At 64.1% G+C, this 15,741-nt stretch carries 4 protein-coding genes and 1 CRISPR repeat array (1 of these 5 only partly in view); all 4 genes read left to right on the top strand.

Features of this window, described 5'->3' with window-relative positions:
• Nucleotides 1-361: direct repeats of the CRISPR family, unit length 29 nt; unit sequence CCGATCCCCACGCCCGTGGGGGTGAACCG; it begins 889 nt to the left of the window's first position.
• 1,966 nt (nucleotides 362-2,327) lie between these two features.
• The 4 genes from GT755_RS10840 to GT755_RS10855 all read left to right on the top strand — a co-directional run bounded on the left by GT755_RS10840 (nucleotide 2,328) and on the right by GT755_RS10855 (nucleotide 15,628).
• Nucleotides 2,328-2,834: a hypothetical protein gene (locus tag GT755_RS10840; protein ID WP_161479593.1), complete on the top strand. Its 507-nt coding sequence runs from the start codon at nucleotides 2,328-2,330 to the stop codon at nucleotides 2,832-2,834.
• Between the two features lie 1,324 nt (nucleotides 2,835-4,158).
• A complete protein-coding gene (locus GT755_RS10845) occupies nucleotides 4,159-14,022 on the top strand; it encodes a LamG-like jellyroll fold domain-containing protein (RefSeq protein WP_161479594.1) in 9,864 nt (3,287 codons plus the stop codon).
• Nucleotides 14,016-14,639 carry a hypothetical protein gene (locus GT755_RS10850; protein WP_202609888.1) on the top strand — a complete coding sequence of 208 codons (624 nt, stop codon included), beginning with the start codon at nucleotides 14,016-14,018 and terminating at the stop codon, nucleotides 14,637-14,639. Before GT755_RS10845 ends, GT755_RS10850 begins: the two co-directional genes overlap by 7 nt.
• A 269-nt stretch (nucleotides 14,640-14,908) precedes the next feature.
• A complete protein-coding gene (locus GT755_RS10855; protein ID WP_161479595.1) occupies nucleotides 14,909-15,628 on the top strand; it encodes a DUF4240 domain-containing protein in 720 nt (239 codons plus the stop codon).
• Nucleotides 15,629-15,741: the final 113 nt, after the last annotated feature.

Consider the following 15,741-nt stretch of genomic DNA (forward strand, 5'->3'; position numbering starts at 1 on the left):
ATCCCGTAACGCAGTAGAGGAGAACGCCGATCCCCACGCCCGTGAGGGTGAACCGCCGACGAGCTGAATGGGCGTGTACATGCCGAGCCAATCCCCACGCCCGTGGGGGTGAACCGCTGGAGAACGGGAAGCTTCCGAGCCCGCCGGGCCGATCCCCACGCCCGTGGGGGTGAACCGCCGAACGGGACAGTCCAGAGGTGGTCACAGCGCCGATCCCCACGCCTGTGAGGGTGAACCGCGTCGGGCGAGCCCGTCGACGTCGGAGTTGAACCGATCCCCACGCCCGTGGGGGTGAACCGACGGCTACGCCTGGTCTATTTCCAGGAGGTCCCCGATCCCCACGCCCGTGGGGGTGAACCGCCGCAAGACAAGACGCTCGACTCACTCATTCGCCGATCCCCACGTTCCGTGGGGGTGAACCGGTGGCCTACAGCTCGACCGCCCAGGAGGCCACCCGATCCCCACGCCCGTAGGGGTGAACCGCAGCTTCGGTCGCCGGGGTCTCCATCCGCACCCCGATCCCACGCCCGTGGGGGTGAACCGCGCGTCGGCGATCTGTTCGCCGCTCGACCGGTCCGATCCCCACGCCCGTGGGGGTGAGCCGTTGGCCGCGTCCACCGTCAGATACGGGTGACGCCGATCCCCACGCCCGTGGGGGTGAGCCGCGCCTGGTCATCAACCAGTGGCAGTCACACGGCCCATCCCCCGCGCCCGTGGGGTGAGCCGCGGACCATGCAGTCGTCGCCGCGCGCCCCGTCCCGATCCCCACGCCCGTGGGGGTGAACCGCCGGTTCTTGGTCTCCAGGAACCGGTCGTTGACCGATCCCCACGCCCGTGGTGGTGAATCGTCCTCGTCATGCTCCATGAGCGGGTAGCCGTCCCGATCCCTACGCCCGTGGGGGTGAACCGTACTACGTATCGTGGTACCTCAGTCGGTCAGGCCGATCCCCACGCCTGTGGGGGTGAACCGACCATTGTCGGGTCGTCCGCCCGGCGACGGCCGTGGTTCCTACGCTCGTGGGGGGTGAACCGGCCTCCGTCACGGCCCTCGACTCCTACCTTGGGTGGTCCCCACGCTCGTGGGGGTGAACCGGGCAGGCGGTTCTCGACGTACGCCTCGGCGCGGTCGTCCCCAACTCGTGGGGGTGAACCGCGGTAGCGGGTGTGGAGGACGTCGGTCCCCACGCTCGTGCGGGTGAAGCTCCGTCATCCTGAAGTGAGGAAACGATGACACCGTAGTCCCCATGCACGTGGGAGTGAACCGAACACGGCGGCGCAATACCTGTTGCCCCTTGAGTGGTCCCTACGGCCATTGAGGTGAACCGTTCTCGGAGGAGCTTGCCCGAGCCCTCGGCCCAGTGGTCCCCACGCCCGAGGGGTGAACCGCTGATCAAGGGCGAGGGCCCGCGGACCTCGGGTGCTCCCCATGCCCGTGGGGGTGAGCCGTCCAGGTGTCGCTGCGTGATGGAGGCGTAGGTGTGCTCCCCATGCCCGTGGGGGTGCACCGCTGCCAGACCTGCCCGTTAACGTCACAGTGCTTCGTGGTCGCGACGCTCGTGGGGGTGAACCGTAGCGGGGGAGCGTCCCGTCAACGTTCGGGATGTGGTTCCCACGCTCGTGGAGGGGAACCGACGTACGCCTCGTAGCATCACGGGGGTAGGTGTGGCACCCACGCTCGTGGAGGTGAACCGTCAAGGCCAGTGCCGACCAAACGGTGCCGCGCCTGGTCCCCACGCTCGCGGGTGAACCAGCGGACAGAGCAGGCGGGCGGCGCCCCGGCGGTGTGGTCCCCACGCCCGGGGTGAACCGATCCTGTCCGTCATGCTCCACACCGGCCGGCCGTGTCCCCACGCCCGTGGGGGTGAACCGCGCTCGTGATCCGGTCCATCTGCATCCCGAACGTGGTCCCCGTGCCCGTGGGGGTGAACCGCCCTTGCCGCGCTGCTGTCGGGTGCCGAGGTGCCGCTCCCCAGGCCCCTGGGGGTGAACCGTTCCCCGACGCGCCGTAGAGGACGACGGCCCGGTGGTCCCCACGCCTGTGCGGGAACTGCGCGGCGGGCACCTCGGCAGAGGTCACAGCCGTGGTCCCGACGCCCGTGGGGGTTAACCGCCGGGGAGGTGGTTGACGACTTCGGCCAGGGCGTGGTCCCCACGCCCGTGGGGGTGAACCATCGGCTGTCATCGTCGCGTACGGCCCCGGGCTGTGGTCCCCGGCCTGCGCGGCCAGGTAGCGGAAGACTCGCGACGGGTAGCGGCTGCACAGCGGCCCTGGTGATCGTGACGGCACTGCGACCCAAAGAGGCGCCCGCTGATCAAGAATTGCCCGTGTGGACCCAGCGATCTACGCACTGATCCTCACATACACCCAGACCAAGGACCCCGCCGACCTAGCCACCGTCCGCACCCGCGCAGAGGAGCTCGGCGACCCCCACGTGATCGAATTCGCGGACAACCTCCAGGCCATGGCCGACGGTAGGGAACGGCGAATCGCCACCCCAGCGGACCACGATCCGCTCCTGACCATGATCCCGGCCTTTCTCGCCAACGACGTCTCCGGCCTCCGCGACGCCGCCAGGGCATTCCCGCCCGACTCGGTCACCGGTAACTACCTCCGCTGCCTCCTGGCAGGGGATGTCAAGGGCCTGCACCGCGCGATCCGGGGCCTGCGCCCGTCGTACCGCATCGCCCTACTGGTCCTTGCGGTAGAGGCCCAGCAGGAAATGTACGAGTCGACAGGTGACCAGCGCCTGCGCAAGGCGTCGGTCAGGCACCAGAGGGAGGCCACCCGCCTCCGTGAACCGCGCCCCCGCTGGTGGCGGCTCACTCGCCGGTGACGCTCTTGGCCAGCTATGGGCCGCCAAGCCCGGGCAACCAGGAAAAGCCGCTTGAACAGTGGGGGGCATCCCCGCCAGCTACAAGCGCATGGTGTCCGTAGAATGCCCTATGCGCTTTCAGATTGAGGTAGACCACAACATCACTCTCGTATTCGAGCCAACGGCGCGCGAGTATTCACTTCATGCAGGCGAGATAATCACGGTCGAATGGTTCGACGGGGCCGAAGGGGGGATGGTGCGCCTGACTGATGGGATTATAGAAGTCTCGTCCACGCATGGCGGATATACGCGCGCTTGGGATTCGCAGGGAATTGAAATATACGTCGGGCCGGAGTCTGGAGATGATGCCCGTATTTAACTGTCAGAGCCGGCGGACCGGTTGTAGGGCGCAGCCAGGTAGCGGCGGACACGCAATTCGGTAGCGGCTGCGCTACCAATGGCGCTACCTCCTGCACCCCTGCTGAACAGGCGGGACCGCTGCGGGTAGTGGGTAGCGGCATCCGGGGCGGGCGGCGTGCCGGAAGAAGGTGTGGAAGTGGTCCTCACGCTCGTGGGGGTGAACCGCCAAGAGAGCACAGAGAGCCCAGTGGGAGGCCCTGGTTCCCCTGCCCGTGGGGGTGAACCGCGGTGCCCCGGTGACGGCATGGCCGGGCGGATTTCGTTCTTGGCTTGCTAGGTGAGCCAAGGTCGTCGTGGCCTTCCCTGCTGGTCGTCCAGAGCATGTTCGACTAAACCTTGAATTGTCCACGATCAGGGGATTCTAGCCGGTCTCCGGGGATCGCAGTCTGTCTTCCAGAGGGCCAGTCTTTCGGCCGACCGGAGGTGCGCGCACGAGAGGCGGGCCAAGAAACTCTTCAGATGGTACTCGCACTTGAAAGGCCGATGTAGGTTGTCCGACTGGGATTTCCGGGCGCGTGCAACTTAAGCCGTAGCGTCGGCTAATGCGATTGCTCAGGTAGCCATGTTCGCAAACGCCGGGTTACAGAACGCCCCGTCGGGCGCGATCACTCAGGGTAAATGACGTCTCATCTTTCGCAGCCATGTTCGACGAGCGAAGCATCAGCCCCGCCACCGTGGTGGGTGCGCCGGCTGGAGTGGGTTGTGTGTGTGGTAAGTCGCATTCCGTCACTCTTGGGCCTCGAGTCCTAAATGTGATCAATCGGCTGATTGATCGCCTTCATGTGCCGGGTTAACGTCCTGATCGTTGCTGCTTGATCGCTCCAAATCCGCTGTGTATCCGATCCGTGAGCTCTGTGTCGAGCGTCATTTGACGCCGAGGTGAAGGGTGTGCAGGGTGTTTGGACTGGTCCGACGTGGCGTGTTGGTGACCGTTGTCATCTCTCTGGGTATGAGTTTGCTGGGAGGGATACCCGGATCGACGACTGCGTTGCCCTTATGGGCAGGCATTGCGGATGCGGCCACCACGGATCTGCCAGACGGTGTCGCTCCGACGCAGTTACCGGGGATCCCACCAAGCCAGGATCATCTCGTCGAGAGCGCCGACACCACACGCGGAGGGGTGGCGCTCTTGGCGGCGGGTGCTGGTTCGCGCCCTGCAGATTCTCTGCCGATCGAGACGAGGCATGAGCCCACGGAAGTGCCGGCGACGGGTGGGTTGCTGGAGCCTCCGCCATCACCCGAAGAGCTGGAAAGTGCCTTGGAGCGCTCTAGCCCTGATGTGGACCGGCCGAGCGCGGTGGCCGAGGCGCGCCGGACTGGCGAGCGTGTGCTGATCGATTCGGCGACTACGGAATCGTCGCTCACGTACGCGAACGCGGACGGCACCTTCACCACCGAGATGACCACCGGAATCGACCGTGTCGAGCGAGAGGGTGACTGGGTCCCCGTTGACACCTCTCTGGTCCCAGGTGATGGAGTGCTGCGCGCTAAGGCGAACAAAGCAGACGTGGAGTTCTCGGCCGGCGGAGATGAGGCACCCCTTGCTCGCATGAGCTTGGAGGGCGGCGAGTCGGTTGACTTTATCTGGCCGAACTCACTTCCGAAGCCTGTCATCAAGGGCAACAAGGCTACCTACGTCAATGCGGCGGGTGAGAACGCTGACCTGGTCGTAACCATGCTCCCGGGAGGGTTCACTCAGGATGTCGTCCTGCGTGAACGGCCGGAGGGGCCGGTTAAGGTCAGTATCGACGTGGAGAGTGATGGCCTCACCCTGTCTGAGAATGCCGATCAGAGTTTCAATGTGACGTCTGGAACCGGCCGGGTCATAGCTCGGGTGCCGAAGCCGTTCATGTACGAGGCCTCCGGCGATGGCGGCGAGGTGGCGGAAATCGACACCACGATCCTGAACGCGGGCGACCGGCAAACCTTGGTCCTTGAGCCAGATCCGGAATTCCTGGCCGACCCGGATACGGACTATCCGGTCACTGTGGACCCTACGGTCATGCGGTGGGCGAGTCTGGACACGTATGTCTTCAACAACCGCGCTAACACCGAACATGATGGGGAGAACCAGCTAGAGGTCGGTGAATCATCGAGCGGTGGATGGGCGTACCGCTCATTCCTGGAGTTCGATCTGCCCAACCTCTGGGATGCCACCGTGACGGCAGCGACGCTCTCCGTCCGACACCAGCTTCCCCCCTGCTCCACCATGACCGCCAAGCGCCTGACCCAGTGGTTCTATTTCGACACCACGTGGAATGACCAGCCGGCGGCGACCAATACCGGGGCGGCCACCAGCTCGAATTCCGCCTGTCCCGAATCGCGGTTCAACGTGGCCGCCATCGTGCAGGCATGGGCCAACGGGTCCACCAATTACGGTTTCCAGCTCAGCAAGACCTCAGCCTCCGCTGTTCAGACGCTGTATTCAGAAGAGAGCGGTATCGAGCCGGAGCTGTCGATCACCTACTCCTTTGGTTCAGCGCCAGCGGTGCCCACGCCGAACGTCTCACCAAGCCTCACGGCTGAGGACGGAAGCACCATCACATCGTTGACCCCCGCGATTTCCGCTGTGCTGAGTGACCCTGACGGTGGAACCTTGTCGGCGGACTTCGAGGTACGAGTCGGCACGACAACCGTGTGGACGGCCTCTGCCACCGGCGTCTCCTCCGGTGGAACCGCGTCCGTCGGTGTCCCCTCCGGCACTCTGACGGACGGGCAGTTGATGGAATACCGCGTCCGGGCTTCCGACGGCAGCAACACCTCGTCGTGGTCGAACTGGATACCGGCCAGGGTCACCTCGGTGCCGCTGGTGTCGCTGCCATTCGAGATGTTCAGCCCAGTGGACAACAGTCAGGCCGGCACACTGACCCCGGCACTGTCCGCACATGCGAAGGCCCCGGCCGAGGCGTCCACGTCGTACTGGTACCAGATCTGCGAGGGCGCACCCGGGGACTGGGACTGGTGCGAAGCCTCCACGTGGGTGAAGGGTGCCTGGACGGTTCCGGCGAACAAACTGAAATGGGGCCGCACCTACTGGTGGCACGTACAGGCGGCGACCAGTGTGACCACCGCGACCTCGTCGTGGCGGACCTTCACCACGACGCCGGTTCAGGCTTCCATCAACAATCTGTTGGCCAAGGGTACTGACGGTCGCGAGTTCAACGTTGTCACCGGCAACTACACGCACACCGCGACCGACCTCAGCGTTGCTACCGCCGGACCGCCGTTGTCGGTGACGCGGACCTACAACAGCCTCGACCCGAGGACCGACGGGGCGTTCGGCGCAGGCTGGACGACCCGGTGGGACACCCGGCTGGAGAATGAACCGGCGACCAAGACGGTGCTCATCACCTACCCCGATGGCAAGCAATGGCGGTTCGCCGCCAAGGGCGACGGAACCTACGCGTCCCCGTCGGGGATGCACGCCACCCTGGCGACCCAAACCGGCGGCGGGTGGCGGCTCATGGACAAATCTTCGACCTCGTACTGGTTCGATGCGTCAGGGCGGCTCACCCAGGTAGTCGACAACCGCGGGCGGACCCAGACGTTGACGTATACCGCCGGAAAGTTGACCCAGGCGACGAGCACCGGCGGTCGTACTCTTTCCTTCACGTGGACCGGATCTCACGTCACCAGCGTCTCCACCGCCTCCATCGGAGGTACGCCACTGACCTGGACCTACGTCTACCAGGGCGACCACCTCACCAAAGCCTGCCCGCCCTCGTCGGGTGGTGCATGCATTGAGTACGAGTACGCCAGCGACTGGCGTTACCGCAGCTCCGTCTGGGACTCCTCCCCGGTCGGCTACTGGCGGCTGAACAACACCACCGCCGCGCTGGGAACCTCCGTCGGCAACTTGGCCGCCGACGTCTCCGGGTTCGGTCACGGCAAGATCGCCGGCCAGACCGCCAACGTCACCGTCGGTGCCGCCTCGCCGCTGTCCGGTTCCGGCGACACCGCGATGACCTTCGCAGGCACCACCAACTCTGGCTATGTCTCACTCCCGGCTGGAGCGGTGAACGGCCGGGCCGGCGATGTGACGGTAGAAGCCTGGTTCAAGACCACCACCAAGGGCACCATCCTTGGCTACCAGAACTCCGCCGGAAACACCCCCTCGGTCTACACCCCCGCGATCTACGTCGGCGCCGACGGGAAGCTTCGCGGCCAGTTCTGGACCGGAACTGCCAACCCGATCACCTCGGCGGGCACAGTCAACGACGGCAACTGGCATCACGTCGTCCTCTCGGGGGCGGACGCCACCCAGACCCTTTACCTCGACGGCCAGGTCGTCGGAACCAGGGCCGCCGCCATCACGCATCTGGGTCAGTGGGACGCGCGCATCGGATACGGCTTCGGCTCCTCCAGCTGGCCCTCAACGGTGTCGACCAGCGGTGCCTTCCCCTTCCAGGGGTCCATTGACGAGGTCGCCGTTTACGACCGGCCCCTGCGTCTGGAGCAGATCCTCAACCACTATCGGGGCCGCACCGCCCAGGGGCAGCTGACGAAGGTCAGCCGGCGATCCGGCAAAGTCTGGGCGGAGAACACCTATGCGCCCGACGGTGGCCGCCTGCTGACGCACACCGATGCGCATGGCGGCGAATGGGAGCTCTCGGCCCCGGTCTACTCCGCCGGCACGGGTGGGCTGTCCCGGTCGACGATCACCGTCACCGATCCGCACAACGGCACCCTGAAGTACGTGTCGGATCCGTCGCGGAGCAACCGGCTGATCTCGTGGACCGACCAGCTCAACAAGACCATCACGTACGAGTACGACACCGGGGGTTTTCTCACTAAGGTCACCGACCGCGGTGGCGATGTGACAGAGATGTTCAACAACGCCCGCGGCAACACCATCGGACGCCGCTCCTGCAAGTCGCCTACCCAGTGTGCGACGGCCTACAACGACTACTTCGTCGACGTCGACCAGCCGTTCGATCCGCGCAATGACAAGATGCTGTGGGTGCGCGACGGCCGCTCGGCCGACGCTGAGGATGACACCTACCAGACGACCTGGGCCTACGGCGCCGATGGCGAGGTCACTTCGATCACCTCACCGGCAACTCTGGACTTCCCCACCGGCAGATCGATCGTCTACACGTACACGACAGGAACGGAGCCGGCTGAAGGCGGAGGTCTGACCCCGGAAGGCCTGGCGAAGTCGGCCACCCAACCCGGGGGAGTGACGACCTCGTACACCTACACCTCGGCCGGTGACGTCGCGTCGGAAACCGGCCCAACCGGTGTCGTCACCACCTACACCTACGACGCGATCGGCCGCGTCACATCGGTGAAGGTCACCTCTGACGCCCACCCGGCCGGAGTCACCACCACCTACGGTTACGACGCGCGAGGTCATTTGAACCGGGTGACCGGACCGCCGATCACCAATCAGATCACGATGGTGACCCACCAGGCGGAGGCCCGCGCCACCTACGACGTCGACGGCAACAAGCTGACCGCCTCGGCCGTCGACCTCTTGGGCGGTGATGCGACCAGCACCTCCACCTACACCTACGACGACTACAACCGCCTGGAGACTGTCACTGGCCCCGAAGGCGGGACGGCCGAGTACGCCTACGACCACACCGGCGCGCTCGTCTCGTCCACCGACCCCGTCGGGACGACCTACCACTACACGTACACCGCGCGTGGTGAGGAAGCGACCACGATCCTCAAGCAGTGGCGCGGTAACCCGCTCTCGCCCTCCGCTCCCGTTGACATCGTCCTCAACTCCTACGCCTATGAGCCCGGCGGACGTCTTGCCTCATCCACCACTTCGATGGGCCGCAAGCTGCGTTATACGTACTACGACGATGGTTCCCTTGCCGAGGAGATCGCCGACGACGCCCGTCTCAACGGCTCGACCACCGGCCGGGACGTCGTGCTCAGCGCCTACGACTACGACGCCGCGGGCAATGTCACGGGCATCACCTACGGCGGGGGCAAGAGCCGCTACGAATATCTGTACGACGCCGCCGACCGGCTCATCAGCACCACCACCGACCCGGGCGGCCTGGACCGCAAGCTGACCTACACCTACGACGAAGCTGACAACGTCACCCAGATCGTCCGTACCGGCGCTGTCGCAGGGTCCGAAGGACCCTCTGCCCTCGCGGCAGACACCTTCAGCCGTACGGTTTCCAGCGGACTGGGCTCTGCCGACGACGGGGGCGCGTACAGCACGGTGGGTATGGCGGCCAGTTATGCGGTCGATGGCAACGCCGCCAAACTCACGATGCCGGCGACCGGCGCCAATCGGCGCGCGTATCTGTCATCCACCTCGTCCAGCAGCTCCGACGTGAAATTGACCTTCGCGGCAGACAAGGCCGCGACAGGAAACGGGATCATCATCTGGGGGATCGGCAGAAGCGTCACCGGACAGGGCGATTACCGCGCACGCGCCAGACTGCTGGCCAACGGAACAGTGGCTCTGAGCGTTTCACGGGTGGACAGCGCGCAAGCGGAAACGCTCCTCGACAGTGAAGCGACCGTTGCGGGGCTGACGCACGCGGCCGGGTCCGCCTTCAACCTCCGAGTTAGAACGACTGGAACCACCCCCACGACGATCGAGGCCAAGATCTGGTCATCGTCAGAGGCGGAACCGGCCGGTTGGCACGCAACCGCAACCGATTCAACGGCCGCACTGCAGAATTCGGGAAGCGTCGGTTTCGGCTCATTCCTCTCCGGTACAGCGACCAACGCGCCAGTAGTGGTGACCGTGGACAACTTCACGGCCAGTAACGGAGTGATTGAGAGCGGCGGCCCATCCCGCACCGAGACCGTCTCCTTCGACTACGACTCCGCCAGCCGCATGATCGCTGAGACCGTGGAAAACGGCGCCGACGATCTGGTGACGACCTTCACCTACGACGACCGGAGCTTACTGACCCAGATGACCACGCCGCGCGGCAACGCGGCCGGCGCGGACCCCGACGACTTCAGCTACCTGGCCTATTACGACGCGGCTGGCCAGACCACCCGAATCGAGGCGCCGCCGGTGGCCGTCGAGGAGAACGGCGGCAGCCCAACCACGGCCAGGCCCACGGTTCGATTCGGATACAACACCCAGGGTCGGCAGACCCATACGATCGACCCCGAGGGCCGACTCGCCTCCTTGGCCTTCGACCGTTCGGGTCGGCTCACGACCGCCACCGCACCTTCATACACACCGCCCGGCGGCACCCCACTCCTGCCGCAGACCCATTTCGCGTACGACGCCTTCGGCCGCAACACCGCCATCACCGACGCCCGTGGCAACACCACGACGATGACCTACGACGGGCTCGGCCGAGTGGTCCGCGTGACCGACCCTCCGGCCACGACCGGAGCAACTCCCGGCACGTGGAACTACACCTACACCATCGAAGGCGACATGCTGTCGGCCACCGACCCGACCGGCGCCCGATCGGAGGCTACCTACGACGACCTCGGGCGACAGATCACCTCAACGATCATCGAGCGCAAGCCCACTACGGCGGCACTGACCACCCGCGCTACTTACGACGACGACGGCAACATGCTCACCATGGAGCGCCCCGGAGGTGACACAAGCGAGGTAGAGGTCAACGCGGCCGGTCAGGTAACCGAAATGACCGACGCCCTGGGCGAGACCTCCACCATCGGCTATGACATCGCCGGTCGCAGGGTCCGGGTGACCGATCCACTCGGCCGCTACAGCACCATCGACTACGACCTCGCGGGACGTCCGATCACCGTCACCGAGTTCGACGCCGACGACGACGAGCTCCGAACCACCGGCATGGGATACGACGCCAACAACAACGCGGTCTCCTTCACCGACGCGGAGAACCACACCAGCACCGCACAGGTGGATGCGCTAGGCCGCCTCACCTCTCTCACTGAACCGGTCAGCGCCAGCGAATCGATCACGACGTCGTTCGGCTACGACGCGGCCGGACGACAGACCCGCTACACCGATGGGCGGGGCAACCCGACGATCACCACGTATAACACCCTGAGCCTGGTAGAGAAGGTCATCGAACCCTCCACCGCTCAGCATCCGGCTCTGTCGGACCGCACCTGGACGACGAGCTACGACGTCGGCGGTCTCCCCGTCACTCACATCAAGCCTGGTGGAGTCCGCCTGGACCGGGTCTTCGACAACCTGGGCCGACTGACTCAGCAGACCGGAACGGGCGCTGAGGTCGCAACCGCGACCAAGACATTCGGCTACGACTTGGCAGGCCGTACCACCCAGGCCGGTGAGCTCACCTTCACCCTGAACGACCGCAGCCAGTTGCTCGGCACCGCCAAGAGCGGCATCGCCCAATCGAGCTTCGCCTACGACGCCAACGGCCGCTTAGCCCAGCGAGTCGACGCCGCAGGCACTTCCACCTTCTCGTGGGACGACGACGACCGGCTGACCTCGGTCCAGGATCCGCTGACCGGCTCGACGGTCGGCTACTCCTACGACGACGCCGACCGCCTCACCTCCATGACCTACGGCTCGGGCGGCCCCGTCCGCACATACGGCTACGACGACCTGGACCGTCTCACATCCGACACCCTGGTCAGCGGTGGGAGCACCCTGGCATCGATCACCTACGGATACGACGCCGAGGACCGTCTTACCAGCAAGACCACCACCGGCACCGCGGGTGCCGGCACGAACAACTACACCTATGACTTCTCCGGCCGTCTGACCTCATGGACGGCGCCCGGCGGCGCGGTGACTCCCTATGAGTGGGACGCCTCAGGCAATCGGACCAAGGCCGGGAACGAGACCTTCACCTACGACGAACGTAACCGCCTGACCGGCAGCGTGTCCGGCACGGACACCAACACCTACACCTACACCGCGCGCGGCACCCTCGACACCGAGACCAAGAACAGCCTGACGCGCAACTACTCCTTCGACGCCTACGACCGCCTGGTCACCGACGGCCAGGTCAACTACACCTACGACTCCCTCGACCGGATGGCCACCCGCACCAGCGGCAGTGCCACCACCAGCTTCATCTACGCCGACACTGGCAATGATCTCGCCGCCGTCGCGGACGGAACCGGAGCCATCCAGGAGAAGTACGCCCGGGGAGCCTTCGGCGAGACGTTGTCCAGCAAGACGGGCACTGCCGCGGCGCAGTTCCTCATGGCCGACCGGCACGGCGACATCGTGGCTGGCTTCAGCGCCGGAGCAAGCTCACTGAACTTCTCGGTCGCTTACGACCCGTTCGGCAAGGTCACCTCGTCCTCAGGGACCCGCCCGCAGCTCGGCTATCAGGGCGAATGGACCGACGCCGAAACCGGCAAGGTCAACATGCACGCCCGCTGGTACCAGCCGGGTACCGGCAGCTTCATCAGCCGCGACACCTGGACCCTCGTCCCTATCCCATCGGCCAACGGCAACAGGTACGAATACGGACTCGGCGATCCCATGGGGCACGCCGATCCCACCGGCCATACGGACTGCGCATACCAGGTGGTGAATGGCAAGTATGTATGCGTCCCTGTGAGCACTACGCCCAGCCCGAAGCCGGGGTCGGAGTCGGATCCGTTGCCTTGCTTGCACGTGCCTACTTGCGAACAGAAGAAGAAGGCCAAGGCAGAGCAGGAACGACAGAAGAAGATTGATGAGGCCAATAAAGCAGACGAAGCGAAGGGAAATAATCGCAAGAATCATTGCAATGCGGATCGCGGGGACGGGGACGGGAAATGTAATAAAAAGTCGAATAAACCACCCAAGCCGGAGTCTAAGCCTAGACCGAAGCCTAAGCCGTCTGGCGGCGGCGGAAACGAGCATTCCTCCAGTAGTTCGAGTAGCGGAAATCAAGGGAAGACCAAACCCAAAAATTCGCAATCTCGGCCAAAGGAGCCCAAACGAGCTCCAACCCACGTCACGGAAAATTGCGACGAATGCAAAGTTTCCGGATCTGGGCCCGGGCGCTCATACATTCCCTGTCCGACCGACCAGCTTTACGTGATGAGTGACTGCGACGGCGTTGAAATAGGCGTCGTCAACCCCGCTCAGAGCGGCGGAGGTGGGCGGGGCCTGCCCACGCTTGTCGGAGTCGATGAAGGAGAGGAAGAGGGCGGGAGACGCCAGGTCCTCTGCCCGGACGGACATACCCGGGCCGACAGCCTCGTGGAGTGCCCGAACGATGGAGGCACCAACGAACCTGAACCACCTACAGGTGAGGTTGAGCAATGTAACGCCGGCCATGGCCTCTACTGCGAGCCCCCCTGCTACGGGATCGAAGACGCCTGCGGCGGCTGGGATCCGATTCCTGACGGCCCCTGTGGCCCCAGCTGGCAAGGGTGCGGCTACACCATCCCCGACTGGGATGAGTGCGACCTGATCTTAGATGGCTGCGGAGAGGTGCCGATCCTCGATGGCGAAGTCATCGATGGCCCCGGCTCCTGGGATCCATGCCCATCCACCTTGGTCTCGACCTGCCCGGGCGCACACATTGACTATAATTCTGATGACGAACCCGAGCCTTGCTGGGATTGTGAAGTCGTTGTCGATGGGAAGAAATATCCTGAATCGGCACAGCATATAGAAGATGCCCAGAACGCCGGCCACCCCGATATCCTTACAATCAACCGACCTGGAGCGACGAAAAATAGAAGAGAAGCAATGAGGGGAAATCCTCCGGTTCGCGGAAAGCAGCGCGACGAGTATCCTCTGGCTATGTTTGAGGAAGGTGGCGCCGGTGCAAGTGTCAGAGCGATCGACCCCGGCGACAACGGTGGGGCCGGTTCAACAATAGGTAATATTCTGCGCCCCTATCCAGATGGAACAAAAGTGCATATCAAGGTGAAATGGTGATTGGTAGATCTGCTTCTCTGGAGCGTCTAATCAGCCTCGGGTCCAGCCCGCTGGGCCCCGCGTTGTCATCGCCGGACGAGGTGCCCGAACCCCTCTGGCCGCTTCTTTCACAAAAGAACGGATTCTATGCATTCGAATCCGCGTTGCATATTTTCCCGTGGGGCACCGACGGCAAGGAGGGTGCGGCGTTCTGGAACGGTGACGATCTGTGGATAAAGGAATACGGAGAACCTGTTCGTGATCTAACTTTCTTCGCGGAAGATGCTTTCGGGTTCCAATTCGCTCTTGGGAAAAATGGTTTTTGGTCTTTCGATCCGGAGACCGCAGAACGCGAGCTTATCTGTCGTAACATCGCAGAGTGGGCCTCGCTTATAATCGAGGATTTCGAGTTTCGAACCGGTTTTCCAGTGATGCATCAATGGCAGCAGGCGAATGGGCAACTGCCGGCTGGTCGCAGACTTGCTCCTGCCGTACCCTTTTTCCTGGGCGGCGAATTCGACGCCCGCGTGATGCGCATGAAGGATTCGGTGGAATTGCTAAGATTTCGGGCTGATATTTATCGCCAAGTCAAGGATCTCCCAGACGGCGCGCAGATCAAGTTGCGGATTGAGCCATAATCACTGGCATAGTCGAAGACAGGTTCCTAAGCGCCACGCCTTTGACGGAGAGGTGGGCGACAATGTCGAGTGCCTGATCGGATTGACGGGCAGGCGAATCCGACGCTCACCAGAGAAGGGATGAGAGGTTCGGCATCCGAGCCGATCCGGAAGGCAACTACTTCCGCAGCTTTACCAGAAACATTTCCGGAGAGCTGAGTGAGTCGGGAGTTAGAAGTCCCCTCAAGATCTTGTGTTCTGGCCTCGCCTGTTTTGGGTCTGGAGTCATAGTGGTCGAGCTCCGTGCAGGATGCGAGCGAGATCGAATCTGCCCTGAAGGGGATCTCTGGGCAGCTCAGTGCGATGACGCCCGACGCCCGGCTCGATTTGCTGAGCGACTCCATGAGTCGCTCTATCAGATCGACAGGAGAGAACTAGCGGAGGTGTCAGTGACGCTCGCCAATGGTGTGCAGCTTCCGCAGACCAGCGACCACTTCCTCTATGCGCGATGCGCGTGCATCTTGGCGGGAGAAGAGGTGTACGACGAGGTCCTGAATTCTGGCGTCGGATTCGATCGCTTCGTCGCACCGTTTGTGCCGCTGGCTCTGCTGCTCGTGCTTCCGGCGTCGTGCTCGTACTACATCGCGAACTACAACAACCGGTTGCCCACACCACTCGACGGCACGTGGGATGTGACAGCGGGCGCCTTCCAGCCGGAGGGCCTGCCCGGCCCCGTCGAGCGTGTCTACTTCGAACACAACCGCGCTTACCAAGTCGTGCTGCGCAGCGAACACACGTGGCGGCGACACCATTTCGAGGTGGATCCAGCCGCCTCGACCATCACGATCTGGCGGACCTGGCTCAGCAAGGGCGAACAATTGTTGTCCGGCCGCTACGTCCTGACCGGCGACCGGCTGGCGATCACAGCCACCGATACGACCTCAGGGCGACCACTGCTTTGGGAACTACGGAAAAGGGCAACCTCAGAGATCGGGTCTTCCGAAAACTGATCACGGCCGGAAAGATGGAAGGCCATTGACGGTGTCCGCAGAAGGACGGTGCTCCTCGCCCGTCATCGCTGTCCCAGCCTGCCGAGCCGGAATACGGCGATCGTTCCCGAATG

Source organism: Herbidospora solisilvae, assembly GCF_009901565.1.
Taxonomy (GTDB): domain Bacteria; phylum Actinomycetota; class Actinomycetes; order Streptosporangiales; family Streptosporangiaceae; genus Herbidospora; species Herbidospora solisilvae.